This window comes from Mesorhizobium sp. M0074 (assembly GCF_040322975.1).
Classification (GTDB): Bacteria; Pseudomonadota; Alphaproteobacteria; order Rhizobiales; family Rhizobiaceae; genus Mesorhizobium.
In genome coordinates this window covers 239,372-265,454 of sequence record NZ_JAMYUM010000004.1, presented here as the reverse complement: position 1 = coordinate 265,454, position 26,083 = coordinate 239,372, and the positions used below count along the sequence as shown (strand labels likewise).

General features: G+C 63.2%; 21 protein-coding genes. 10 read left to right on the top strand and 11 right to left on the bottom strand.

Translation table 11 applies throughout. The features are described 5' to 3' along the window. Positions 1 to 21 precede the first annotated feature (21 nt). Positions 22 to 603 carry an NAD(P)H-dependent oxidoreductase gene (locus NKJ73_RS08140; protein ID WP_352568964.1) on the top strand — a complete coding sequence of 194 codons (582 nt, stop codon included), beginning with the start codon at positions 22 to 24 and terminating at the stop codon, positions 601 to 603. Between the two features lie 214 nt (positions 604 to 817). Here NKJ73_RS08140 and NKJ73_RS08135 read toward each other — a convergent pair whose 3' ends face one another. From NKJ73_RS08135 to NKJ73_RS08115, 5 genes are all read right to left on the bottom strand, one after another. After that, positions 818 to 3,292 carry a GcvT family protein gene (locus NKJ73_RS08135; RefSeq protein ID WP_352568963.1) on the bottom strand — a complete coding sequence of 825 codons (2,475 nt, stop codon included), beginning with the start codon at positions 3,290 to 3,292 and terminating at the stop codon, positions 818 to 820. Continuing rightward, positions 3,289 to 4,470 (bottom strand): pyridoxal phosphate-dependent aminotransferase, encoded by a 1,182-nt coding sequence (locus NKJ73_RS08130; RefSeq protein ID WP_352568962.1) that lies wholly within the window; start codon positions 4,468 to 4,470, stop codon positions 3,289 to 3,291. The genes NKJ73_RS08135 and NKJ73_RS08130 overlap by 4 nt, the downstream gene beginning before the upstream one ends. Then, positions 4,470 to 5,369, bottom strand: coding sequence for a homocysteine S-methyltransferase family protein (locus NKJ73_RS08125; protein ID WP_352568961.1), 900 nt, complete (start codon positions 5,367 to 5,369; stop codon positions 4,470 to 4,472). The genes NKJ73_RS08130 and NKJ73_RS08125 overlap by 1 nt, the downstream gene beginning before the upstream one ends. Beyond that, the gene (locus tag NKJ73_RS08120) at positions 5,366 to 7,819 is read right to left on the bottom strand and encodes a GcvT family protein (protein ID WP_352568960.1); all 2,454 of its coding nucleotides are present in this window, start codon (positions 7,817 to 7,819) and stop codon (positions 5,366 to 5,368) included. The genes NKJ73_RS08125 and NKJ73_RS08120 overlap by 4 nt, the downstream gene beginning before the upstream one ends. Before the next feature lie 77 nt (positions 7,820 to 7,896). After that, positions 7,897 to 8,490 (bottom strand): helix-turn-helix domain-containing protein, encoded by a 594-nt coding sequence (locus tag NKJ73_RS08115; RefSeq protein WP_031211731.1) that lies wholly within the window; start codon positions 8,488 to 8,490, stop codon positions 7,897 to 7,899. A gap of 269 nt (positions 8,491 to 8,759) precedes the next feature. Here NKJ73_RS08115 and NKJ73_RS08110 point away from each other — a divergent pair, with 269 nt between their 5' ends. Then, entirely contained in the window at positions 8,760 to 9,458 is a 699-nt protein-coding gene (locus tag NKJ73_RS08110) for a nitroreductase (RefSeq protein WP_352568959.1), read from the top strand. Positions 9,459 to 9,477: 19 nt separating this feature from the next. Here NKJ73_RS08110 and NKJ73_RS08105 read toward each other — a convergent pair whose 3' ends face one another. Genes NKJ73_RS08105 through NKJ73_RS08090 form a run of 4 tightly spaced genes read right to left on the bottom strand, consistent with a single transcriptional unit; the run spans position 9,478 to position 14,618 of the window. Beyond that, positions 9,478 to 10,065, bottom strand: coding sequence for a sarcosine oxidase subunit gamma (locus NKJ73_RS08105; protein WP_023676538.1), 588 nt, complete (start codon positions 10,063 to 10,065; stop codon positions 9,478 to 9,480). Next, positions 10,058 to 13,054, bottom strand: coding sequence for a sarcosine oxidase subunit alpha (locus NKJ73_RS08100; RefSeq protein ID WP_352568958.1), 2,997 nt, complete (start codon positions 13,052 to 13,054; stop codon positions 10,058 to 10,060). Before NKJ73_RS08100 ends, NKJ73_RS08105 begins: the two co-directional genes overlap by 8 nt. Continuing rightward, positions 13,051 to 13,347: a sarcosine oxidase subunit delta gene (locus tag NKJ73_RS08095; protein WP_023676536.1), complete on the bottom strand. Its 297-nt coding sequence runs from the start codon at positions 13,345 to 13,347 to the stop codon at positions 13,051 to 13,053. The genes NKJ73_RS08100 and NKJ73_RS08095 overlap by 4 nt, the downstream gene beginning before the upstream one ends. Before the next feature lie 11 nt (positions 13,348 to 13,358). Continuing rightward, complete coding sequence (locus NKJ73_RS08090) at positions 13,359 to 14,618, bottom strand: sarcosine oxidase subunit beta (protein WP_352568999.1); 1,260 nt, start codon at positions 14,616 to 14,618, stop codon at positions 13,359 to 13,361. Between the two features lie 250 nt (positions 14,619 to 14,868). On the opposite strand from NKJ73_RS08090, the gene NKJ73_RS08085 reads away from it, so the two are divergent. The 8 genes from NKJ73_RS08085 (at position 14,869) to NKJ73_RS08050 (ending at position 25,219) form a co-directional block, all read left to right on the top strand. Beyond that, positions 14,869 to 17,358 carry a mechanosensitive ion channel family protein gene (locus NKJ73_RS08085; protein ID WP_352568957.1) on the top strand — a complete coding sequence of 830 codons (2,490 nt, stop codon included), beginning with the start codon at positions 14,869 to 14,871 and terminating at the stop codon, positions 17,356 to 17,358. 156 nt (positions 17,359 to 17,514) lie between these two features. Next, on the top strand, positions 17,515 to 17,778 hold the full coding sequence (locus NKJ73_RS08080) for a hypothetical protein (protein WP_023676533.1): 264 nt from the start codon (positions 17,515 to 17,517) through the stop codon (positions 17,776 to 17,778). Between the two features lie 268 nt (positions 17,779 to 18,046). Beyond that, positions 18,047 to 20,608, top strand: coding sequence for a GcvT family protein (locus NKJ73_RS08075; RefSeq protein WP_352568956.1), 2,562 nt, complete (start codon positions 18,047 to 18,049; stop codon positions 20,606 to 20,608). 7 nt (positions 20,609 to 20,615) lie between these two features. Next, complete coding sequence (locus tag NKJ73_RS08070; protein ID WP_352568955.1) at positions 20,616 to 21,578, top strand: site-2 protease family protein; 963 nt, start codon at positions 20,616 to 20,618, stop codon at positions 21,576 to 21,578. A 100-nt stretch (positions 21,579 to 21,678) separates the two neighbouring features. Next, a complete protein-coding gene (locus NKJ73_RS08065; RefSeq protein WP_352568954.1) occupies positions 21,679 to 22,527 on the top strand; it encodes a DUF1194 domain-containing protein in 849 nt (282 codons plus the stop codon). Positions 22,528 to 22,641: 114 nt separating this feature from the next. After that, entirely contained in the window at positions 22,642 to 23,592 is a 951-nt protein-coding gene (locus NKJ73_RS08060) for an ABC transporter substrate-binding protein (protein ID WP_352452114.1), read from the top strand. Between the two features lie 71 nt (positions 23,593 to 23,663). Continuing rightward, positions 23,664 to 24,440 carry an ABC transporter permease gene (locus NKJ73_RS08055; protein ID WP_023676527.1) on the top strand — a complete coding sequence of 259 codons (777 nt, stop codon included), beginning with the start codon at positions 23,664 to 23,666 and terminating at the stop codon, positions 24,438 to 24,440. Beyond that, positions 24,437 to 25,219, top strand: a complete 783-nt coding sequence (locus NKJ73_RS08050; RefSeq protein ID WP_352452112.1) for an ABC transporter ATP-binding protein — start codon at positions 24,437 to 24,439, stop codon at positions 25,217 to 25,219. The genes NKJ73_RS08055 and NKJ73_RS08050 overlap by 4 nt, the downstream gene beginning before the upstream one ends. A 26-nt stretch (positions 25,220 to 25,245) precedes the next feature. Here the strand turns inward: NKJ73_RS08050 and NKJ73_RS08045 are convergent, their stop codons facing one another. Together NKJ73_RS08045 and NKJ73_RS08040 are read right to left on the bottom strand one after the other, a co-directional pair. Continuing rightward, positions 25,246 to 25,737, bottom strand: coding sequence for a GNAT family N-acetyltransferase (locus tag NKJ73_RS08045; RefSeq protein ID WP_352568952.1), 492 nt, complete (start codon positions 25,735 to 25,737; stop codon positions 25,246 to 25,248). Beyond that, a complete protein-coding gene (locus NKJ73_RS08040) occupies positions 25,734 to 26,024 on the bottom strand; it encodes a type II toxin-antitoxin system TacA family antitoxin (RefSeq protein WP_352477597.1) in 291 nt (96 codons plus the stop codon). The genes NKJ73_RS08045 and NKJ73_RS08040 overlap by 4 nt, the downstream gene beginning before the upstream one ends. Positions 26,025 to 26,083 lie beyond the last annotated feature (59 nt).

Genomic DNA, 26,083 nt, shown 5'->3' with positions numbered 1-26,083 from the left:
CGACTTGCGAGATGTTCTCCTGTGAACGTCCTCCTCCTCTACGCTCATCCGGTCGAGACCAGCTTCAACGCCGATCTGCACCGGACCATCGTCGAGCGGCTGAAGGCCGCCGGCCATGTCGTCGACGACTGCGATCTCTATGCCGAGGGTTTCGATCCCAGGCTGACGCGGGCCGAGCGGCTGTCCTACCACGACGAACGCAGCGACGGCGATCCGGTGGCGGCTTATGTCGAGCGCCTATTGCGGGCCGAGGCGCTGGTGCTGTCGTTTCCGGTGTGGAACTTCGGCTATCCGGCCATTTTGAAAGGCTTTTTCGATCGCGTCTTCCTGCCCGGCGTGTCGTTCAAGCTGGTCGACGGCAAGGTGCAGCCGTCGCTGCACAATATTCGCAAGATGGCGGCGGTCACCACCTATGGCGGCAGCCGATTCCGCGCCATGCTGATGGGTGACCCGCCGCGCAAGCTGGTCAATCGGGTGCTGCGCGCCACCATCAAGCCTGGCGGGTCGGTCTCCTATCTCGCGCATTACTCGATGAACCTGTCGACGAACGAGACGCGGACGAAATTCATCGCGAAGGTCGCTGCCAAGATGGACGCGTTCTGACGCGGGAGGGGACTTTTCCTTCTCCCCTTGTGGGAGAAGGTGGATCGGCGCGTAGCGCCGAGCCGGATGAGGGGTGCTGGAAGAAACGCGGCGTGGGAAGATTGGGACGGGAGCGCTAAACGCTAATTCCGTTGAGGTAGCGATCCTTCCAACACCCCTCATCCGACCGAGCTTCGCTCGGCCACCTTCTCCCACAAGGGGAGAAAGAAAAGAGTTACATCCGCACCCGTTCCGATTTCGGATCGTACATCGGCTTGAGCGAGGCCTCGGCGGCAAAGCGCTCGCCGGCGATCTCGATCTCGTAGGACGACGACAGCACATCCGCATCGCTCTCGCCCTTGCAAGGCACGTAACCAAGCCCGATTGCGCCGCCGAGATGATGGCCGTAATTGCCCGAGGTGATCGGACCGACGATCTTGCCGTCGCGCAGGATCGCCTCATTGTGGAAGAGCAAGGGTTGCGTGTCTTTCAGACGGAACTGCACCAGCCGCCGGTTCAATCCGCTTTCTTTCTTCCTCAGCACCGCATCGCGGCCGATGAAGTTGCCCTTGGCGGTCTTCACCGCAAAGCCCAGCCCGGCCTCCAGCACATTGTCCTCGTCGGTGATGTCGTGGCCGAAATGCCTGAAGGCCTTTTCGATGCGGCAGGAATCCAGCGTGTGCAGGCCGCATAGCTTCAGGGCGGCGTCAGTGCCGGCTTCCGCGATCGCCTCGAAGACATGGGCAGCCTGATCGGTCGAGACATAAAACTCCCAGCCGAGCTCGCCGACATAGGTGACGCGGTGGGCGCGGGCCAGGCCCATGCCGATCTCGATCTCCTGAAACGTTCCGAACGGATTGTTCCCGTTTGAGAAATCGTTTGGGCTGACCTTTTGAATCAGCTTCCTCGAATCCGGGCCCATCAGGCAAAGCACGGCTTCGGCAGCGGTCACATCGGTGATGACGACGAACTCGTCGGCAAGATGTTTTCTCAGCCAGGCCAGGTCGCGCTGCAGCGTGGCGCCGGGCACGACGAGCAAGAAGGCGGTTTCGGACAGCCGCGAGACGGTGAGGTCGCTCTCGATGCCGCCGCGCTGGTTGAGCATCTGGGTGTAGACGATCTTGCCCGGCGCCACGTCCATGTCGTTGGCGCAGAGCCTTTGCAGGAAGGCGCAGGCGTCGCGGCCCTCGACGCGGATCTTGCCGAACGAAGTCATGTCGAACAGGCCGACGCCGTTTCGGACCGCCAGATGCTCCTCGCGCTGGTTATCGAACCAGTTCTGCCGTTTCCAGGAATAGCGGTATTCGCGCTCCTGGCCCTCCCGCGCAAACCAGTTGGCGCGCTCCCAGCCGGCGACCTCGCCGAACACGGCGCCGCGCGCCTTCAGATGTTCGTGCAGCGGCGAGCGCCTTATGTTCCGCGAGGTCGCCATCTGGCGGTAGGGGAAATGATCGGCGTAGAGCAGGCCGAGCGTTTCGGAGACGCGCTCTTTGAGATAGCGGCGGTTCTTCTGGAACGGCTGGGCGCGGCGGATGTCGACCTCCCAGAGGTCGAAAGGCGCCTCGCCGTCATTGATCCATTGCGCCAGCGCCATGCCGGCGCCGCCGGAGGAGACGATGCCGATCGAATTGTAGCCGGTCGCCATCCAGTAGCCGGAAAGCTCCGGCGCCTCGCCGAGATAATAGCGATCGTCGGGGGTAAAACTCTCGGGGCCGTTGAAGAAGGTGTGGATGCCGGCGGTGGCCAGCATCGGCATGCGGTTGACGCCCATTTCCAGGATCGGCTCGAAATGATCCATATCCTGCGGCAACTGGTCGAAGCAGAACTCCTCGCTTATGCCGTTCATGCCCCAGGGCTTGGCCACCGGCTCGAAAGCGCCGAGCATCATTTTGCCGGCATCTTCCTTGTAGTAGGCGCACTCGTCCGGCACGCGCAGCACCGGCAAGCGGGAAAGCCCGGGGATCGGTTCGGTAACGAGATAGAAATGTTCGCAGGCGTGCAGCGGGATGGTGACGCCGTTCCGGGCGCCAAGCTCGCGTGCCCACATGCCGGCGCAGTTGACGACGATATCGGCTTCGATCGCGCCTTGCTCGTCGCCCTGCGCCCAGGAGACGCCGGTGACCCGGCCATTTTTGGTATGAACCTTGGTGACCTTCACGTTCTCGACGATCGTTGCACCGCGCTGGCGCGCGCCCTTGGCCAACGCCATGGCGATATTGGCCGGGTCGCACTGACCGTCGAGCGGCAGATGCACGGCGCCGACCACATCGGAAACATTGAGATGCGGGTACATCTGCTTGACTTCGTTGGGCGAAATCTCGCGCACATCGACATCGAAGGCGCGGGCGAGAGATGCCTGCCGATAGATCTCGTGCTTGCGCTCCTCGGTCAGCGCCACCGTGATCGAGCCGACCTGGCGCATGCCGGTGCCGACATCGGTCTCGGCCTCCAGCTTGACGTAGAGGTCGGCCGAGTACTTCGCCAGCCGCGTCATGTTCTGCGAGCCGCGCAATTGGCCGATCAGGCCGGCGGCGTGCCATGTCGTGCCCGAGGTCAGCTGCTTGCGCTCGAGCAGGACGATGTCGGTCCAGCCGAGCTTGGCCAGATGATAGGCGACCGAGCAGCCGGAGACGCCGCCGCCGATGATGACCGCCCTCGCTTTGGGAGGAATGGCCTTGGTCGGAATGGTTTTGGTGGGTGAGGCGCTCATGCGGCCTCACGGCGATAGAAGGAGGCGAAGCGGCGCAGGCGTGTGGCGGCCTCCATCAGCACCGGCTCAGGCTGGCAGAGGCTGAAGCGGATGTGGCCGGCTGCAGCCTCGCCGAAGCTCGAGCCGGGCATGACGCCGACCTTCTCCTGGTCGAGGAAGGCCCAGGCGAATTTTTCGTCGTCCGGCTCGATCGCCGATATGTCGAGCATGACGTACATGCCGCCTTCGGAGCCGCGCACAGTGATGTTGTTCATACCGCGCATGGCATCGAGGACGACGGTGCGCCTCGCGGCGTAGCGCTCGGCGATCTCCTTGACGCCGTAGCCATTTTCGAGCGCCTCGGCGCAGGCGAGGCTGATGAAGGCCGGCAGGCCGTAGGTCATCACCAGATTGAGGTCGGTCAACAGCGAGACCATTGATTCCGGCCCGGTCAGCCAGCCCATGCGCCAGCCGGTCATGCCGTGGCTCTTCGACATCGAATTGATGACCAGCGTGCGTTCCGCCATGCCGGGCAGCGAGCGTGGTGAGACGTGCTCGCCGCCGCCCAGCGTCCAGTAGACCTCGTCCGACAGCAGCCATAGGTCATGCTCGCGGCAGATCTGCGCCAGACCTTCCAGGCGCTCTCGCGAATAGACGGCGCCCGTGGGGTTGTTCGGCGTGTTGATCAGGATGGCGCGGGTGTTCGGCCGAAGGGCGGCGCGAATGTCGGCGGCGCGCGGCTGAAAGCCGTCCTCGGCGGGGGTCTCGACGACGCTGAACTCGGCGCCCGCCGCACTGAAGGTGTTGGGATAGGTGGCGTAATAGGGCGCGACGACGATGGCATGGTCGCCTTGGTCGAGAACCGCTTGAATGGCCGCGTAAAGCGCGGCCTGCCCGCCCGGCGTGGCGATGACCTGGTCGGGATTTGTCGCAACGCCGGTGCACAGCGTCGAAGCCGCCGCCATCGCCTTGCGCAGGCGCGGAACGCCGGCAAGCGGCGTGTAGTGGTGATTGCTGGCGCGAACCGCCGTCACGCAGGCTTCGATCGTCTCGCTCGGCGTGTCGAAATCGTGGTCGCCGACCGACAGCATGATGATGTCCTCGCCTGCCTGCTTGCGCGCCCAGGCAGCGGAATGAACCTCCCAGCCATCCTTGCCCGAAGGCACGATGCCGGAAATGCGCGATGATGGCCTGGGCATTATGCTGCTCCCGAAATTTCATAACCGGCCTGTTCGAGCCGGTCACGCAGCGCGGCGATGTGGGCCGGTCCGACTTCGCAGCAGCCGCCGACGATGCCGGCGCCGGCCTCGACCCAGCCGACCGCCTGGCCGGCATAGGCATCCGGATCAAGGTCGTGGCGGGCGTGCAGCACTTCCACGGTACCGCCATGCTTGAGCGCCTCAATCGAGGTGAAGCCGTTGGCATAAGCGCCGACCGGACCGCCGAGAGCGATCAGTTCGGGCAGCGCTGCAGCGATCGCTTCGGGCCGGCAGCAATTGATCAGCCGGGCCGCGACGGGCAGGCCGGCAAGAGCGCCCGACGCCGCCGCAATGGCTTCGCCGCTGCGCAGGCGCGGCGCGCCGTGGTCGGCAAGCGTCCACGACACCCATACGGGCTTGCCGCTTTCCGACGCCGCGGTGACGGCGGCGCGCGCCTCTTCGGCCGACGCCATGGTTTCGCACAGAAACAGATCGACGCCGTCCGCCTGCTCGGCAACGATACGGCGATAGATGTCGAGCGTATCCTGGAAGGATATCGTCAGCGCCGGCGCATAGCTGCCGAACAGCGGCGACAGGCAGCCGGCGATCGCCGCGTCGCCGGCCTGGTCGCGGGCTTGCCTTGCCAGTTCGATGCCGCGCTTCTGCAGCGGCTTGAACAGCTCTTCCGCGCCTTCGCGTGCCAGCCGCTCCGGCGTGGCTGAATAGGTGTTGATGGTGATGACGCGGGCGCCGGCGCGGATGAATTCCGCATGCAGGTCGCGCACCAGATCCGGTTCGTCGATCAGCACCCTGGCCGACCACAGCGGCGTCGGCTCGGAACTGCTACGGCGGACCAGCTCCTGGCCCATGCCGCCATCGGTGAGGATCACTTTCTTCATGCTCTGAGCCTCTCGTTCTTTGGATCCCATAACGGCTCATCCTTCTGCACGACCGCCCGAAAACGTTCGCCGAAGATCTCGATCTCGACCGCGGTTCCCGGCTCGGTGAGGTCGGCGCGCAGCATGCCGAGCGCGATCGACCTGTCGATGCGATGACCCCAGCCGCCGGATGTCGTCTCGCCGACGATCCGGCCGTCATGCCACAGCGTCGACATGGTGGGCGCATCGCAGTCGCCGGGGTTTTCGACAACCAGCGTGACGAAGCGCTTCTTGATGCCCTGCTGCTTCTCGTTTTGCAGCGCCGTCTTGCCGCGGAAGTCGGGCTTATCCCATCTGACGAATCGCTCCAGCCCGCCCTGCAGGATCGAGTAGTCGGTCGACAGGTCGCCCTTCCAGGTACGGTAGCCTTTTTCGAGCCGCAGCGAATCCAGCGCGTACATGCCGAACGGTTTTAGTCTATGCCTCTTCCCGGCCGCCCAGACGGCGTCGAAGATGGCTGCGGTATCGTCGACCTTGCTGTGGATTTCCCAGCCGAGCTCGCCGGCGAAGGACACGCGCACCAGCTTTGCCCAACGTCCGGCGATACTGGTTTCCTGATGCGTCAGCCAGGGCAGGGTGAGGTCGGCTGCGCAGAGTTCGGCGAGGATTTTTCGCGAGTTGGGGCCGGCGAGGATCTGGGTGGAGTATTCCTCCGTCCTGTCGATCAGCTTGAATGTGGCGTCCTTCGGGATGCGCGACTTCAGCCATTCGAAATCATGCCACTGAGCCACAGCGGCGGTGATCAGCGTCATCAGGTTCTCGTCGTGGCGGACCACCGACATTTCGGTGACGATGCGGCCCTTGTCGTCGGCAAAATAGACGAGGCCGATGCGGCCGGGTTTCGGCACCAGGCCGGTCACCTGGAGGCTCAGCCATTCGGCGGCACCCGGACCGTCGAGATTGAAACGGGAGAACCCCGGCAGGTCCAGAATGCCGGCGGCATCGCGGACGGCGAGGCATTCCTCGCGCACACGATGCTGCCACGGCCCGTCGCGGCGGAAGGTCAGCGTGGATTCTTCGGAGATGTCGTCGCCTGCGTTCGTATACCAGGTGGCGCGTTCCCAGCCATTATAAGCATCGAACCGGGCGCCGAGTGCCTTGATGCGGTCGTGGAGCGGCGACAGCTTGCGGTCGCGCCCGGCCGGCCAGGCATGGCGCGGGAACTGGATGGCATATTCGTTGCCGTAGATCTCCATGCCCTTGGCGACGCAATAATCCGGGGCCGAGGCAAAGGCGGTGAAACGGCGTGGATCGCAGGACCACATGTCCCATTCGGTCTGGCCTTCGGTCACCCACTCGGCCAGCACCTTGCCGGCGCCGCCGCCCTGGGCGATGCCGAAGGTGAAGACGCAGGCCTCGAAGGCGTTGGGCACGCCGGGCATCGGCCCGATCAGAGGGTTGCCGTCCGGCGCATAGGGGATCGGCCCGTTGATGACCTTTGAAAGGCCGGCGGTGCCGAGGATCGGCACGCGGGCGACAGCATCGGCCAGGTAATGTTCCAGCCGATCGAGATCGTCGGGAAACAGCTGGAAGGAAAAGTCGTCGGGCATCGGGTCGTTGTGGCCGACCCAGTGGGCGCGGCAATTGCGCTCATAGGGGCCGAGATTCATGCCGTTCTTTTCCTGGCGCAGATAATAGGACGTATCGACGTCGCGCAGCAGCGGCAGCTTCTTGCCCTGTTCCTTCGACCACGCCGCCAGTTCGGGGATTTCCTCGAACAGGATATATTGATGGCTCATCACCATCATCGGCACCTCGCGGCCGAACATCCTGCCGACTTCGGCGGCGCGGTAGCCGGCGGCGTTGACGACGATCTCGCAGCGGATCTCGCCTTGCGCCGTCTCGACCACCCACTCGTGATTGTCTCGGCTCACGCCGGTGACCGGACAGAAGCGGATGATCTTCGCGCCCATGTCGCGCGCGCCCTTGGCCAGTGCCTGGGTCAGCTGCGCGGGGTCGATATCGCCATCATTCGGATCGTAGAGCGCGCCTTTCAGCTCATGCGTCTCGATGAAGGGGTAACGGCGCTTAATCTCGTCGAGCCCGACCACGTCGATATCCATGCCCTGGTAGCGGCCCATGCCCTTGGCGCGCTGGAATTCCTGCATGCGCTCCGCGCTATGGGCCAGCCTGAGCGAGCCGGTGACGTGGTAGTTCATGGGATAGCGGACCTCGTCGGCCAGCCGGCGATAGAGCTCGGTCGAATAACGCTGCATGTTCATCAGCGACCATGACGAGGAGAAAGTCGGCACGTTGCCGGCGGCATGCCAGGTCGAGCCGGAGGTCAGCTCGTTCTTCTCCAGAAGCACGCAGTCGGTCCAGCCCGCCTTGGCGAGATGGTAGAGCGAGGAGGCGCCGACGGCACCACCTCCGATGATCACAACGCGTGCCGTGGTCGGCAAACCGGCCATGTTCTTCTCCGACTATTTGTTTTGATGCATGTCGTTGTCCCAAAACCGCCACGCACTTTTGGGCGACATGCATTCGTTCAATAGACAGGCGGCGAAACCACCCAGATGACGACAGCCGGCTCGGCTCCAGGATTGCGCCATCGGAACGGCTTGCCGTCGAAGCGGAAGGAGTCGCCTTCGCCAAGCCGGTGCCAGATGCCAGCAATTTCGATGTCGAAACTGCCCGAAGCGACGTAGCCGGCTTCCTCGGTCGGCCGGCGCGCCTCGGCCTTCATCTCGGCACCCGGAGCGAAGACCGAACGCAGCATCTCGAAGCTACCGCCGAGATCGGGCGACAGAAGCTCCTCCACCAGGCCGGAATCGCTTGTGCCAAGCGTGCGCCGGTTGCCGGCGCGCACGACCACGCCGCGCTCGGTCTCGACAGGCACGTCATGGCTGAAGAACAGGCTGACCGGCACGCCGAACAATTCGGCGAAGGCCCTGAGATCGCCGAGCGACGGGACCGACAGACCGCGCTCGACCTGGCTGACCCAGCCGACGGAACGGCCGAGCTTCAGTGCGATTTCAGCAAGCGTCAAGCCGCGCGCCTTGCGCAACGCGCGAATGTCGCCGGCCAGCAGCCGTTCGCCGCTGTCCTGTTCCGATCTGGCGGCGGTTGAGGGCAAAGCCATCCCTGTCTTGGTGAAAAATTCTCAGCAAATTTCATTTGATGGCGGGTTCATGAAAAAATCAAGAGGATTTTCACGCAACCACAAGATTTACTTGCGCCATTTTGACGGTTCGGGCAAAGGCTCGGCGCACGAGCGGCGAGTGGGGCGTCCGGTCGAGGCGGGTAGGCTATCGGGCGTTCAAAAAGACGCGCAAGGATGCTCCATCACTTCTAGTCGGCGCATGATCCTTCCGGAAAATCGGTTCGGGATCATACGCAAAAGGACGGCCCATGCTGGAAAACAACTCCCGGATTGCGGCGGCGATCGTCGATGACGCGATCACCTCGCGGCGGTCGGTACGCGCCTTCTTGCCCGATATGGTCGACGACGAGATCATCCGCGATATTCTCGCCGTTGCCGCGCGCGCGCCCTCAGGCACCAATATGCAACCCTGGAAAGTCTATGTGACCAAGGGCGAGGTCAAGCAGCGCATCACCGACGCCATCCTCAGCTCGGGCATCCGCGCCGAAAAGGCCGAGTGGGACGAGTATCGCTACTATCCCGACCAGTTCTTCGAACCCTATCTGACGCGACGGCGGGCCAACGGTTTCGGCCTCTACGGCGTGCTCGGCATCGGCCGGCGCGAGGTCGACAGGATGCGTGCGCAGCACGACCGCAACTTCGTCTTCTTCGACGCGCCGGTCGGCATGATCTTCACCGTCGACCGGCGGCTGAACAAGGGGTCGTGGATCGACTACGGCATGTTCCTGCAAAACATCATGGTCGCCGCGCGGGGCAGGAGCCTGCACACCTGTCCGCAAGCCGCCTTCGCGCCCTATCACCGGCAGATCAGGCCGGTGCTCAACATTCCCGACGAGGAGATCATCGTCTGCGGCATGGCGCTCGGCCATGAGGATACGTCCAAGCCCGAAAATGCCTTCCGCACCGACCGCGCGCCGCTGGAAGAGTGGGTGACGTTCGTGGAGTGACGTGAAGCGCCGTCCGGCTCTACTGCACTTCGTAGCCGACTTCCTCGCTCGCATGGCAGAGCGCTTTCCAGAACGAGCGGGCAAACGAGCGGAACACATAGATGTCGAACTGATCGGCGCCGGTGCGCTGGATCTGCGCGAAGATGTCGTGATGCATGGTCGAGCGGCCGGCGCCGATCGGGAAGGCCGGCAGCGCGAAGTCGATGGCGAAGAATTTCGCCAGCACCCACTCGGCCTTCGGCCCGGCGATACGGATCGCGGTGCGGCCGTGCGAAAGGTCGGTCACCGTACCGATGGCCGAAGTGACGACACTGGCAAAGGCCGGCGCCAATCCCTCGGCTTCATCGACCACAGTGAACTTTCCCGGCGCAAAGCCGAACACCGACCTGGCGCCGTTCGTCACACCGCCACCGGCGCCGTCGGGCAAAGCCAGGCCGGTGACCGCATGGATGCCGGCCATCAACTTCTTCTCCTCGCCGGGCCAGGCGGCGAGCTGCAGGATCGAACCCGGCCTGGTTTCGGAGAGGATGATTTCGACACCATGCTCGAAATTGCCATGCGAGCCCGGATGCAGCACCGGCTCAAGCGGCGATTGGCGTTCAACCATGCATGCGGCTCCCGTCCGGATCGAAGAAATGGTTGGAGACGATCTCGACCGGCCCGAACCGGTTGCGCAGCGGGTCGGAGACATAAGCGCGCGTGCCGCGCCGCGCCTTGCCGCCCTTGACCAGCGCAAGCGCGATATATTTACCCAGCGCCGGCGAATAGCAGCAAGCGGTGATGTGGCCAAGCGAGCCGTGCGGATTGGCTTCGTCAAGCTCCTCGACGATGTGTGCGCCGCCATTGAGCGGCTGGTTGTCGAGCGAAACAATACCGACGAGTTCCAGGCGGTCGGGCGCGATCAGCCCCTCGCGGTCCATCATCGCCGAACCGATGAACGGCTTCTTCTTCGACAGCATCCAGTCGAGATGCAGGTCGCGTGCCGTGGTACGGCCGTCGATCTCGGCACCGGTGACGTGGCCTTTCTCGATGCGCATGGTGCCCAGCGCCTCCAGCCCGTAGGTCACCAGCCCGAACGGCTTGCCGGCTTCGATCAGCGCCTCCCAGACATGGGTGCCGTAGCCGGCGCCGGAATAGACCTCGAAGGCCATTTCGCCGGAGAAGGACAGCCGGCAGATCATCACCGGCACGCCGGCGATTTCGCCGTGGACGATGCCCATGAAGGGCAGGGCGGCATTGTCGACGGCAGTGCCGCTGACGCAAGCAGCCAGTATCTGCCTTGCCTTCGGCCCGCCGATGGCGGCACCGGCCCATTGGTCGGTCACCGAGGTGACGTGGACCTTCAGCGCCGGCCAGATCACGTCGAGGAAATATTCCAGATGCTGCATCACCTTGCCGGCATTGGCGGTGGTGGTGGTCATCAGGAAATCCTGCTCGCCGAGGCGCCACGTGGTGCCGTCGTCAAAGGCGAGACCGTCCTCGCGCAGCATCAGCCCGTAGCGCGCCTTGCCGACGGCCAGCGTCGAAAACATGTTGGTGTATAGGCGGTCGAGGAATTCCGCCGCGTCGGGGCCTTGCACCGCGATCTTGCCCAGTGTCGAGACATCGACGATGCCGGCGCTCTCGCGCGTGCCTCTCGCTTCGCGGACATAGGCCTGCTCGATCGTCTCGCCGGGATGGCCGTAGATCATCGGCCGATACCACAGGCCGGCGGAATACATGGTGGCGCCGTTGGCGACGTGCCAGTCATGCATCGGCGTCAGCCGCTCGGGCTTCAGATCGCCGAAGCGTTCGGCGGCTAGCGAGCCGATCGACACCGCCGAAAAGGGCGGGCGAAAGCGCGTCGTGCCGACCTGCGGGATCGGCTTGCCCAGCGCCTCGGCCATTATGGCCAGGCCGGGTATGTTGGAGCTCTTGCCCTGGTCGGTTGCCATGCCGAGCGTGGTGTAGCGCTTCAGATGCTCGACCGAGACGAAGCCTTCGCGATGCGCCAGCCGCACGTCATCCGCCGTCACGTCATGCTGGAAGTCGACGAAGCTTTTTCCTTCGGCCTTGATCTCGAACACCGGCGCCGGATCGGGATCGCCAGGTGCTGCTTCGACGGCAGGCAAGGCCGCCGGCGTGGCGGTTGCGCCCGCAGCGGAAAGACCGGCGGCGCGACCTTCGGCGATCGCCTCGGCGGTGGAGAAACTGCCGGTGAAGGCGCCGGCGCCGATCCATTGCTGTGTCGTCGGCTTGGGCGGCAGGAACGCTTGCAATGCTTCGTTCCATTCCGCTTTGGCTCCGGCCTGGCTGGCCAGATGAATGGTCGGCGACCAGCCGCCCGACATCAATAGGCAATCGGCGTGGATGCTGCGCGCATCGCCGGAAAGCGCGCCGTTGACCATGTCGAAGCGCTGCACCTTGAAGCCGGAAAGCGCCTTGCCGCCCTCGGTGGCGATCACCGCGTGGCCAGAAAGGATCTCGGCCTCGGTCTCGCCGGCCAGCTTGCGCATTTCGCTCGAAAGCTCAGGGCGCACGTCGATGATGGCGACGACCACGGCGCCGGCCTTCTTCAGCGCCAGGGCCGCGCGATAGGCGCTGTCATTGTTGGTGAACAGCCCGATCCTGTCGCCGGGCAGCACGCCATATTCAATGGCATAACGCTCGGCAGCATGCGCCAGCATTACGCCTGGCCGATCATTGCCTGGAAAGACCAGCGGACGCTCCAGGGATCCGGTGGCCAGCACCACCGACCTGGCGCGGATCGTCCAGTAGCGATGGCGCGATTCGCCCTTGCCGGGCGTTTCCTTGTGGTCGGTGACACGTTCGAGCGCGGCAAGCGTGTTGCCGTCATAATAGCCCCAGACGGTGGTGCGCGGCAGCAGGCGGATATTGTCACGGCCTTCGAGCTGGCCAGCGGCGCGCGCTGCCCAGTCGGCGGCCGGCATGCCATCGATCGTCTCGCCCGACCAATTGGCCGAGCCGCCGAAATGCGGCTCGAGCTCGGCCAGGATGACGCGTGCACCCTGATCGGCAGCCGCCCTGGCGGCCATCAGCCCCGCCGGGCCGGAGCCGACTACCAGCACATCGCAAAACGCGTTCATGCGTTCGTAGCGCGCCGTATCGGGAGCCGTGCCTGCCTTGCCCAGGCCGGCGGCACGGCGGATGAAATGCTCACAGAACATCCAGAAGCGAGTGCCCTTCAGCGGACCGATCACCGGTCCCATGAAGGTCTTGTAGTAGAAGCCGGCCGACAAAAGCTTGCCGCCGAGCTGGTTCACGGCACTGACGTCCCAGGCAAGCGAAGGGAAGCGGTTCTGGCTGATCGCGGCCAGCCCGTCATAAATCTCGACCATTGTGGCGGGGATGTTCGGCTCGCGAACCTCGCCCCTCAACACTGTGACCAGCGCGTTCGGTTCCTCGACGCTGGCGGTCAGCACGCCGCGCGGGCGGTGATATTTGAACGAACGCCCAAACAGGGTGATGCCGTTGGCCAGCAGCGCCGAAGCCAGCGTGTCGCCGGCATGGCCGGTATAAGGCGCGTCGTCGAAGGTGAAACGGATGGTCCGCAGCCGGTCGATGCGGCCCCCGGCCTCTGTACGGCGCGGGCTCATGGCTTGTCCTCGGCCCGGTGCCGCGCAACCGAGTTGTGGTCGCCGCGCGCGAACGCGGTGCTGGAGATCTCGTGCGTCAGCGTGTTGCGCACGACCCTGAGATGGGCGCGGCAGCCGCCGGAATGCTGCCAGATCTCATTGTGGTCGCCGGCTGGATTAAGCCGGTCGTAGACATAGGCGTTCCAGGCGTCGAGGTTCTGCGAGGCGGGCTGTGGGCGCTGGCGATTGCCGTCGCCCTGATAGGTGAATTCGATCACGTCGCGCGGGCCGCAATAGGGGCAGGTGATGAGCATGGATCTCTAACCTAATGCAGCCGGGGCGTGGCGCCCTGGCCCTTGTCGTCGATCACCAGGCCACGGTAGAAGCGGTCGAGCGTGAAGGCCGAGTTGAGACCGTGCGGCTCGTCCTTGGCAATGGTCCAGGCAAAGCACCAGCCGGAAGCCGGCGTCGCCTTGAAGCCGCCATAGCACCAGCCGCAGTTGAGATACATGCCCGGCAGCGGACCGGTGGTGATGATTGGCGAGCCGTCCATCGACATGTCGCAGACGCCGCCCCATGAGCGCAGCATGCGGACACGGGCCAGCCCAGGGAACAGCGCCAGCATCTCGCTCATCACCTCATCGACGATCGGCAGGCTGCCGCGTTGGGCGTAGCTGTTGTAGCCGTCGAGATCGCCGCCATAGACAAGGCCGCCCTTGTCCGATTGCGACATGTAGAAATGGCCCATGCCGAAGGTCAGGACCGTATCGATGAACGGTTTTAGCGATTCCGTGACGAAGGCCTGCAGCACGTGGCTCTCGATCGGCATCGTCTCGATGCCGGCAAGCCGCATGACCCGCCCGGTGCTGCCGGCAACCGCGACCGCTACCTTTTTTGCGCGGATTTCGCCGCGCGTTGTCGTGACGCCGGTGATGCGGTCGCCGTCGCGCAGGAAGCCGGTGACCTCGCAATTTTCGATGATGTCGACGCCGCGGCGATCTGCGCCGCGCGCATAGCCCCAGGCGACGGCGTCGTGGCGGGCGGTGCCGGCGCGCCGCTGCATCAGGCCGCCGACGATCGGGAAACGCGCGGTGGCTGAGACGTCGAGCGCCGGCACCAGGCGCGCGATTTCGGCCGTGGTCATCAGTTCGGCGTCAACGCCGAGATGGCGCATGGCGTTGCCGCGCCGGGCATAGTCGTCGAGCTGAGCAGGTGTGTGGGCGAGGTTCAGGCAGCCGCGCTGCGAGAACATGACGTTGTAGTTGAGGTCATGGGCCAGGTTCTCCCACAGCTTCATCGAATGCTCGTAAAAGCGCGTGTTGGCCGGCAGGAGATAGTTGGAACGGACCGCCGTGGTGTTGCGGCCGACATTGCCGGAACCGAGCCAGCCCTTCTCCAGCACCGCGACATTGGTGATGCCGTGCTCCTTGGCTAGGTAGTAGGCGGTCGACAGGCCATGGCCGCCGCCGCCGATGACGATCACGTCGTAGGACGCCTTCGGGTCGGGCTTGCGCCAGGCCGGCCTCCAGTCCTTGTTTCCGGTCAGCGCGTTCTTGAGAAGCGAAAAGGCCGAATATTCCGCCATTCTTATTGTCATCCATTTCAGGCTTTGCGGCAGACTATAGAGCAGGCCGCCAACGCAAAGCCAAGATTGCGCCATCGCTTTTCGACTCCCCGACTTCGACTGGATTGGCCGACTTCGATTGGATTGGCCGACTTCGATTGGCGGACTTCGAAAACGAGCCGCCTGGCATGACTTGCCCCGTGATATGAGCGTCTTTATCAAGGACGTGCTTCAAAACTGCCGCTGCCGTCCGCGAGTCGCCAGAAAAATCATGTTCTTTCGTTTACTCCGCCTGGTCCTGATCGTTGCGCTTGTTGTCTTGGCGCCGCCGTCGTTCGACGCGATGGCGCAGGCGCTCGGGCAGGGTGCCGCCGGGCTGGTTACAGACCAGCAGAAGGTCATCCAGAGCCTGACGGCCAAAACCGACGATCTCGAGAAGAAGATACAGCAGGACGGCCAAGACGATGCCACCCTGGTGGAAATCCGCCTGCAATTGGAGGATCTGTCGCGGGCGGCGCTCACCAGCGCGCTGGCGTTCCGCTCGCGTCTCGGCGATATCAACGATCGGATCGAGACGCTGGGACCTCCGCCGGCCGCGGGCCAGCCGGCCGAGCCCGACATCGTGACCGGTGAACGCCAGGCGCTGGCTTCCGAAAAAGCCGAGATTAACGCCGTCATTGCCAGCGCGCAGAACCTGTCGATCCGTGTCAGCGGGCTGATCGAGAAGATCGGCAACATGCGCAGCGAGCTGTTCCGCAATCAGCTCACCAAGCGCTACGTGCTGTCCGATGCATTGAGCCCGGAGGTCATTTCCAACGCCAATGACGAATTTACCAGTTTCTACAAAGCGGTGTCGTCCTGGCTGAGCTTCGCCTTCAAGTTCAAGTTCCAGGCAATTCTTGCCGCGACGTTGATGGCGCTTGCGCTGGCCGCCGTGCTTTTTGTCGGCGGGCGGCGCCTGTTCGGCCGCGTCTTCGAAGCCGATCCTTCCGTCGAGGATCCATCCTATCTCAGCCGCCTGTCGGTGGCGTTCTGGTCGACATTGCTGCCGTCGCTGGCGGTTGGCGCCTTCCTTATCTCGACGGTCTTCTTCTTCAATTATTACAATGTCTTGCGCGGCGACATCGGCATCTTCCTGAATTCGCTGGTTGCCGTTATCGCGGTGGTGTTCTGCGTCAACCGGCTGACCAATGCGGCGCTGGAACCGCGGTTGCCGAACTGGCGTCTGATCCCTGTCGAAACCGGCCCGGCGCGCTGGCTGGTGCGGCTGACGACTGCCATGGCCGTCGCCATCGGCATCAATTATTTCCTGTCGGTCGTCAACGACAAGATGGGCTCGCCGCTATCGCTGACCATCGCCAGAAGCTTTGTCGCCACCATCAGCGTCGGCGTCATCCTGATCCTGATGGGGCTGCTGAAGCCGTTCAAGGCTGCCGACGGGAGCTGGCGCCCGTGGCCGGCATGGCTGCGCTACACCGCCGTCGCGCTAGGGCTATTCACCATAGCGTCGGCGCTGCTCGGCTTTATCGGCCTTGCTATTTTCGTCTCGGTGCAGGTCGTGGTTACCGGCACTATCCTGGTCACCGCCTATATCGGCTTCCTGTCGGCGCGGGCGATCGGCGAGGAAGGTGGTTTCGCCAACACTTCGATCGGGCGCTGGCTAGCGGCCAATTCAAGCTACGAAGAGACCGCGCTCGACCAGCTCGGGCTTGTCGTCAGCGCCGCCATAAACATCATGATCGTGCTGGTGTTCCTGCCGCTGATCCTGTTGATGTGGGGCTTCCAGCCCGGCGACATCCAGGCCTGGGCCTACAAGCTGGCGACGGGCCTCACCATAGGCTCGGTGACGATCTCGGTCACCGGCATCCTCACTGGCGTCGTCGTCTTCATCATCGGCTATTTCCTGACGCGCTGGTTCCAGGGCTGGCTCGACGGTTCGGTGATGGCGCGCGGCCGGGTCGACACCGGTGTGCGCAATTCGATCCGGCTGGCGGTCGGCTATGCCGGCGTCGCGGTCGCGGCACTGGTCGGCATCTCGGCGGCCGGTATCGACCTCTCCAATCTCGCGTTGGTCGCCGGCGCCCTGTCTCTCGGCATCGGCTTTGGCCTGCAGAATGTCGTCTCCAACTTCGTCTCGGGCCTGATCCTTTTGGCCGAGCGGCCGTTCAAGGTCGGCGACTGGATCGTTGCCGGTGACATCAGCGGCACGGTCAAGAAGATCAGCGTGCGCGCCACCGAGATCGAAACGTTCCAGCGGCAGTCGGTGATCCTGCCCAATTCAAACCTGATCAACAATGCGGTCGGGAACTGGACGCACCGCAACAAGCTCGGCCGCATCGATATCAAGGTCGGCGTCGCCTATGGCAGCGACATCAAGCACGTGCATGGCGTCCTGTTGGAGATCGCGCGCAGTCATCCGCTGGTGCTGAAAAACCCCGAACCCTTTGTGCTGTTTTCCAATTTCGGCCCGGCCGCGCTCGAATTCGAGATCCGCGTATTCCTGGCAGACGTTCTTAGTGGCAATATCGTCCAGAACGACATCCGCTTTGCCATCTTCGATGTGTTCGCCGACCAGCATATCGAAATTCCGTCGACACCGCGCGCCGTCGTCGAGACCAAAAAGCACGAGGCGTGGCCGATCGACGACGACAAGATCGAAGTCGAATTCGCCGAGCGGGAACAAGCAAAAGCCCTAGCGGCGGTCGAGGCGAAACGTCTCGCCAAGTCGGGACGCAAGGTACGGAAGCCCGATCCTGACTAGCTGATTGGAGCTTGCCTTCAAGCCTTCGGAAACCAATTGCGGCATGAATGCGGCATTCAGTTGCCGTTCAGCTTGCATTGCATATAAGCTCACCTGCAAACGGCGAGAATGCCTTGCGAAATGCAACAGAGGCGGTGGCAACACCGATACTGCAAAATGTGGAAGTCTCTCGTCGCCGCCATCGCTTTTCTGGCCGTGGGCGGTTCGGCCCATGCCGCCAGCGCGGTCAACAAGGACGCCGAGACCCGCACGCTGATCGTGACGGAAGGCGGCGGCAAGACCGAGCTGGCGCTGGCCGCTGGCGAAACCGTGGAATTTTGCCCGAGCGGCTGTTTTGTTACCTTGCCGAATGGCGACCTCGAGGCGCTGACCGGTTCGGAGACGATTGAGATCTCGGGCGGCGTCGCGCGCATCAAATAAAGTCGACGCCATGATTTTTGAAGGCCGGGCAAACGCCCGGCCTTTTGTTTGCTTCCGGTAATCGGCGATGAAGGTATGCACTTTTCTTCGAAGCTGCGCAGGGCGGGCTCTAGCAGCGCCTTCGTACCGAGCAGGGCGAAGGCGTAGGTCTAACTGCATTCGACGGGCTGGTGGCGCGGGCTTTTTTGGCGATGTCGCAAACAGGCTGCAAGCGCGGCGCCGCGCCGCCCTATAGTCTGCTCGCAATAGCATCTTGGAGTCGCGGGCAATGGCAGGGTTTCCGGAAAAGGCGAAGGTCGTCATCGTCGGGCTGGGCGGCATCGTCGGCGCATCGGTCGCCCATCACCTGATCGAGCGCGGATGGGACGATATTGTCGGCATCGACAAATCGGGCATCCCGACGGATATCGGCTCGACGGCGCATGCCTCCGACTTCTGCTACACGACCAGCCATGATTTCCTGTCGTGCTGGACGACGCTCTATTCCATCGATTTCTACGAAAAGATGGGTCACTACGCGCGCATCGGCGGCCTCGAGGTCGCCCGCGTCGGCGACGACGCTCGCATGGCGGAGATCAAGCGCAAGATCGCCTCGGCGAAGGCCTTCGGCACACGCGCCCGCCTGATCGATCCCGCCGAGATCAAGGAAAAATTCCCGCTGATCGAAGAACAGATGGTACAGGGCGGCCTGTGGGATCCCGACGCCGGCCTCGTCATCCCGCGCTCGCAGACCGTCGCCGGCAAGCTTGTCGACCAGGCGGAAGCTTCCGGCAAACTCAGGGCGTTTGCCAATACGTCGGCCAGGTCGCTCGTCATCGAGAACGGCCGCATCAAGGGCGTGGTGACCGACCGCGGCACCATCGAGGCCGACTATGTCGTGGTCTGCACCGGCATCTGGGGACGGCTGATCGCGGAAATGGCGGGCGAGGACCTGCCGGTCATGCCGATTGACCATCCGCTTACCTTCTTCGGGCCGTACACTGAGTTCGCCGGCACCGGCAAGGAGATCGGCTGGCCGCTGCTGCGCGATCAGGGCAACTCGGCTTACATGCGCGATACCGGCGACCCCAAGACCGCCGAAGGCGGGCAGATCGAATGGGGTTATTACGAAGAGACCAATCCGCGCCTTTGCCATCCGCGCGATATTCTCGAGAAAAACCAGGCGCGGCTTTCGCCGTCGCAACGCGATCTCGACATGGAACAAATCCTGGCGCCGCTCGAGCGCGCCATGGAACTGACGCCGATCCTGGGCGAGCTGGGCTACAATGAGAGCCATTCCTTCAACGGCCTGCTGCAGGTGACGGCGGACGGCGGCCCCTCGATGGGCGAAAGCCAGAAGGTCAGGGGCCTATGGTATGCCGTTGCGATCTGGGTCAAGGACGGCCCCGGCATGGGCAAGCTCATCGCCGACTGGATGACGGACGGCCGCACGGCGATCGACCACCACGCCATCGACTATTCGCGCTTCTATCCGCACCAGACGAAAGAGCAGTTCATCTGGGACCGCTGCACCGAAACGGCGATGAAGGTCTACAACCCGGCTGTCCATCCGCGCGAACCCTTCTCCAAGGCCCGCAATGTCCGCCGCTCGCCCTTCTGGGAGCGCGAAAAGGAACTCGGCGGCTATTTCATGGAGCTCGGCGGCTGGGAGCGCGCCCACGGCTACGCCGCCAACGAGCATCTGCTCGAGAAATACGGCAACCGGGTGCCGGTGCGCCAAAACGAATGGGATAACCGCCACTTCTGGCGCGTCTCGAACGCCGAGCATCTCGCGATGAGCGAGGATTGCGGCATCGTCAACCTGTCGCATTTCGCCATGTACGACGTGGAAGGCCCGGACCATGTCGCGCTGATGGAATGGCTGTGCGCGGCAAAGATCGGCGGTGACGGCAATATCGGCAAGGGCATCTATACCCATTTCCTCGACGAGGAAGGCATGGTGCGCGCCGACCTGACCGTCATCCGCATGGCCGACCGCTGCCGCGTCATCGACGGCGCTGATGCCGGGCCGCGCGACTTCCAGTACATGCGCCGGACGGCAGAGGACAAAGGCTTCGACGTTACCGTCACCGATGTGACCGAGAGATATGTGACCGTCGGCATCTGGGGTCCGAACGCGCGGGCAACATTGGGCAAGGTCGTGGAAAACCCCGACGGACTGACGCCTGAGAATTTTCCCTTTGCCGCGATCAAGCCCGTCAGGATCGCCGGCAAGGACGTGACCGCCTTCCGCATCTCCTATGTCGGCGAGCAAGGCTGGGAACTGCATATGCGCTACGAGGACGGCCTGGCTGTCTGGGACGCGCTGCGGTCGACCGGCGTGATGGCCTTTGGCGTCGAGACCTATGCCAACAGCCGCCGCATGGAGAAGAGCCTGCGCCTGCAAAACGCGGACCTCTTGACCGAATACAATCTGCTGGAAGCCGACCTTGCCCGTCCGAAAGTCAAGGAGGCCGATTTCTGCGGCAAGGCAAAGCATCTGCAATATCGCGCCCGGGTGCATCAGCCGGCCATGCTTTGCACGCTTATCATGACGGACAATACAGATTCGAATGGTGTTCCCCGCTATCCGGTTGGCACGATGCCGGTGATGGACCCGCAAACCGGTGAGACGCTCGTCGACGAGCTCGGCCGCCGCTCCTTCACGACCTCGGTGGCCTATGGTCCGACCCTCGGCAAGAACATCGCGCTCGCCCACCTGCCCTGGGCGTATTGCCAGGAGGGCCGCAAGCTGAGCGTCGAATATTTCGGCGAGAAGTACCCGGTCGAAGTGGCCGCCGTCGGCTACAGGCCGCTCTACGACCCGGAGAACCTCAATCCGCGCAGCTAAGCGTTGCTTGCCTGCCGATTCTCCACACAGGCAAGCCGAGCAGTGCCAGCAGGACCTGAATGCAGAAGCCCGATTCATCGTCGGGCTTTTCGCTTTGTGGAGCGATGATTCTCGCTTACCGTCGCGCTGCGATTGGGGGGTGCCTTTGCGGCGGATCGGCTGGGACAGAAAAAACGATGCGCTTGTGTTTCAGCTGAACCGGAATATCCCGGTTCGCGTCAGCTGGACCTTCGCAATTCCCATTGTGCTGCCCTTCCTGAACGAGTGGGCGAGCCGACCCAAGGATGCACTGATCCATACCTCTATCTTTGCAGCGCTTCTGTTTGCGTCGATATTTCTGCACGAACTGGCACACGCCTGGATCGGACGCCGACAAGGCGTCGCCACCGACAGGATAGAATTATATCTCTTCGGCGGGCTCACGCGTTTCAAACGCGCCGCAGCGCCATCGCCTGCCTGGGCGCGGATTGCGATAGCGGGTCCCCTGGCGAACGTCGCGCTCGCCGCGTTTTTCGATGCGGCCTATTATCTGGTTTTTGGAGAACTCATCCCAGTTGCGCCCGAAAGGCCATTCGGGTGGCTGCCGTCAAGGTCGGCCGGTCCTCTGGAATGGACGCTTTGGATTGGCGCATTGTTGAACGTGTCACTTATCATTCTCAACATCCTGCCCGCCTACGATCTGGATGGCGGCGTGATTGCAAGACATTTGTTCCTGAGACGCTTCGGCGTCCGCCGGGCCGCGCAGATCGTCGGCATCTGCGGCATCGTACTTTCAATTCTGCGTTTTGCGATCATCTTGCCTGCCGCGGTTGCAGGTATTCTGTTGTGGCTTCCGCCGTCATTCAAGCCGAACTGGAGGGCAGCGCGCGGAGTCGGTGCTAGAAAACCGAAGCCGGACCCATCCTCCGAGACGGATGTCGAGAAGGCCGTGGAGTGGCGGGGACGGGGCGGGCACCGCATCCACAAATGAAATTCGTTTTCCGGCGGTTCGCAAAAATGTGACCGAATGAGCCCGGCTCTCCACCGGGCTTTTCTCTTTGTCGATCGGCGATTTTCGCTTACCGTGCGGCATGTCTGGTTTTGCCCGTGCAAGACATCTCGTCTCGGGTGCCGCCGCGCTGGCGTCGGTGCTATGGCTGACTGCAAACTCCCGCGCCGCCGAGCCGGTCGACGTCGAACTGGTGCTGGCAGTCGACGTTTCGCTGTCCATGTCGCCGGACGAGCTCGAAATCCAGCGTCATGGCTATGCGGCGGCGCTGACGCATGACGATGTCCTGCAGGCAATCGGCGAAGGCGCTCATGGCAAGATTGCCGTCACCTATGTCGAATGGGCTGGCGCGACCTGGCAGCAGGTCGTCGTGCCGTGGACGGTGATCGCCAATCGTGCCGACGCCGAGCGGCTGGCAGCGCAGCTTTCCGCTCATCCGCCGGCCAGTGCCAGGCGCACCTCGATCTCCGGCGCGCTGGAATTCGCCAGCGATCTCTTTGCTGAAAGCGGCTTCCAGGGCGTCAAGCGGGTGATCGACATTTCGGGTGACGGCCCCAACAACCAGGGCGCACCTGTCGATATCACCCGCGACGCCGTGATCAAGCAAGGCATCACCGTCAACGGCCTGCCGCTGATGACCAGGGGCGGGTTCAGCAGCGCTTACGATGTCAACAATCTCGACCGCTACTACAGCGACTGCGTCATCGGCGGGCCGGGCTCCTTCATGATCCCGGTCAATGACTGGACGCAGTTTCCGGAGGCCATCCGCCGCAAGCTGGTGCTGGAGCTTGCCGGTCCGGCCTCGCCGCAGCGAGCGGCGGAACAGGCGGCGCATCCGCCATTGGTGCTGGCACAGGACATCCCCGTCACCGACTGCCTGGTCGGCGAAAAAATGTGGCGCGACCGCAGCTGGATGTACAACAGCCGCTGATGGCGGAGTTTGCTGTCGATGGTGACATACCGCAGTGCAGCATCTGCTTCATTGACAAGCCTGCGGGCGTCTGTGACACAATTCCCCATCCGAACACATAAAAGGGGAACCGACATGAACAGGATCGGAATTCTTGCCGCAAGCTTGACGCTTGCCGTCGGATTGTCCGCGCCGGCGATGGCCGCCACATCGGTCAGTATCGGCATCAGTGGATGGACCGGCTTTGCGCCACTGACGCTCGCCAAGCAGGCCGGCATCTTCGAAAAGCACGGCCTCGACGTCACCTTGAAGAAGGTGCCGCAAGCCAGCCGGCCGCTCGCCATCGCCAGCGGCGACCTGCAATGCGCCGCCACCACGGTCGAGACCTGGCTGGTCTGGAACGCCAATGGCGTGACAACCAAGCAAATATTCCAGCTCGACAAATCCTACGGCGCCGACGGCATCGTCGCCCGCAACGACATCAAGACCGTCGCCGATCTCAAAGGTAAGTCGGTCGCGTCTTCGGCGCCGGGCACCTCGCCCTATTTCATGCTGGCCTGGGTGCTCAACAAGAACGGCATGTCGACCAAGGACGTGACGGTCGTCAACCTGGAGCCGGATGCGGCGGCGCAGGCGTTTCTCGCCGGCCAGAACGATGCGGCGGTCACCTATGAGCCGTTCATCTCGGCGGTGCGCGAAAAGTCCGACCAGGGCCATATCCTTGTGACCACTCTCGACTATCCGATGGTGCTCGATACGGTCGGCTGCACGCCGGAGTTCCTTAAGGCCAATCCGGATGCGGGCAAGGCGCTTGCCGACAGCTATTTCGAGGCACTCGACCTGATCAAGAGCGATCCGGCGAAATCCTATGAGACGATGGGTGCCGACGTGAAGCAGTCGGCCAAGGAATTCGAAGAGTCGGCCAAATACCTGAAATGGGCCGACAAGGCTGAAAACAAGCAGTTCTTCACCAAGGAATTCCAGGACTTTTCCAAGACCGCCGGCGAGCTTCTGCTGCAGATGGGTTTGATCAAGGAAGCGCCTGACGTCTCGACATTGGCCGACACCAGCGCCGTCGCCGACTAACCGGCAGGATTGTCGCCCGGCGGCGGCGCGTGCGCCGCCGCTTTTTCATTCAGATCAGAGGACGGTCGAAGATGCCGCGCCCCTTGCATCCGGTCTCGCCGGGCATTCGAACCGTGCTCGGCATTTCGTTCTTCGTGCTGTTCGTGGCGTTCTGGGCGTGGATCACGCTTGGCGGCCACGTCAATCGCATTTTCCTTGCCGATCCGCTGTCGATGGTGAGAGACGGTTGGCGGCTGCTGGTCGAGGACCGCTTCTGGCTCGACATCCTTATCACCATCTGGCGCGTCTTCGGCGGGTTCCTGATGGCGGCCATCGTTGCCGTGCCGCTCGGCATCGTGATGGGTGCCTGGAAGCCCGTGGAGGCGTTCCTGGAGCCGTTCGTCTCCTTCGCCCGCTATCTGCCGGCATCGGCCTTCATCCCGCTGCTCATCCTGTGGGCGGGCGTTGGCGAGCTCGAAAAACTGCTGGTGATCTTCGTCGGCTCGGTGTTCCAGATCATCCTGATCATCGCGGTCAAGGTCGGCGGCACACGGCGCGACCTGGTCGAGGCGGCCTACACGCTTGGCTCGTCCGACAACGGCATCGTGCGGCGCGTGATCATGCCGGCCAATGCGCCGGAGATTGCCGAGACCCTGCGGCTGGTGCTCGGCTGGGCCTGGACCTATGTCATCGTCGCCGAGCTGATCGGCTCGTCGTCGGGCATCGGCTACATGATCATCAACAGCCAGTCGCGGCTGGCGACAGGGCAGATCATCTTCGGCATCATCGTCATCGGCCTGATCGGGCTGTTGTCCGATTTCGCCTTCAAGGCGCTTAACCGTTGGCTGTTTCCATGGAGCCTGGCGTGAGCAAGCTGCTCATCGAAGGCGTCTCGCGCACCTTCGCCGGTGTCGGCGGTGGGCAGCCGGTCAAGGCGCTGATGCCGATCGATCTGGCGGTCGCCGCCAACGACTTCATCACCATCCTGGGGCCATCCGGCTGTGGAAAGTCGACGCTGCTCAGGATCGTCGCCGGCCTCGAAGCGCCGAGTGGGGGACGTGTTCTGCTCGACGGCAGGGTGGTGGACCGGCCCGGTCCAGACCGCGGCATGGTTTTCCAGTCCTATACGCTGTTTCCGTGGCTGACGGTCGCCGAGAACATCGCCTTCGGCCTGCGCGAACGTGGAATGGCCGAGCACGAGCGCAGCGAAATCGTCGCTTCTTACGTCGATCTCGTCGGGCTGAGAGGTTTTGAAAACCATTGGCCGAAGCAGCTTTCCGGCGGCATGCAGCAGCGCACCGCGATTGCCCGGGCACTGGCCAACGATCCGGAGATTCTGCTGCTCGACGAGCCGTTCGGCGCACTCGACAACCAGACCCGCGGGCTGATGCAGGAACTGCTTCTCGGCATCTGGGAGCGCCGGCAAAAAACGGTGCTGTTCGTCACCCACGACATCGAGGAGGCGATCTTCATGGCGTCGCGCGTGGTCGTGATGACGGCACGGCCGGGCCGCATCAAATCGGACGTTGCCGTCGACCTGCCGCATCCGCGCCACTACACGCTGAAGACCAGCCCGGAGTTTTCGGCACTGAAGGCGCGGCTGACGGAAGATATCCGCGTCGAGGCGATGCGCACGGCGCAGATATAGTCGGGTCAGCAAGGCGCCTGAACGGCTCAGAGACTTCGTAAGTCCTTGATAAGCACGTAAAGATGCAGCGGGTCCGTCGGCGATTGCGCGAATCCGTAGCGCTCGTAAAACGTGCGGGCGCCGTCGTTCTTGGCGTGGACGACGACCGCGCGGATACCTGCAATATCGGCCGCCTGCAAACTGCGCAGGACGGCATCGCGCAACAGTCCGCCGCCGACGCCTTTGCCTTGCCAGTCCAGACTGACCGCAAGACGCGCCAGCAGCATTACAGGCACCGGATGGCGTGCGAGACCTTTCGTCAATCGCTCGGGCGCACCCTCATATTTAACTTCACCAACGACCAGGGTATAAAAGCCGATCACATCTTCGCCAGAGAGACCAATGTAGGTCTGCGAAGCATTGGCTTGCTGGTTTTGGAATGCATAGCGTACGAGAAAGCGATTGAGCGGTTCTTCACCGCAGTCGAACATGTCCACCAAATGCTTGCGGGCCAGTTTCTCGATCTGGAATTCGCTCACGCTGGATCGCGACCGGAAAAGATGCTTGGTTCGTTCAATAGGCGCTTGAGGCGGGGGAGATCACGCGTTGGCGCGTCGAGCGCTGCCATGAACGCGACCCATTTTTCGGCGTCGAGATGGAAGCTGCGCCGGTCGGCTAATGTTTCTTCGGCTCGTGCAAGCGCGCTTTCAAGCACGAAATCGCTGAGCGAACGGCGTTCAGTCGCGGCGGCGGTTGCGAGTGTACGCTTTGCCTGGGGGGTAAGGCGCAAGTCCAGTTTTTCCGATCTGGTGGTTCTGGTCGTCATTGGTACCTCTCGATTGAGGGATACCACATTTCGCCAGACAATGTCATGACAATTTCGGC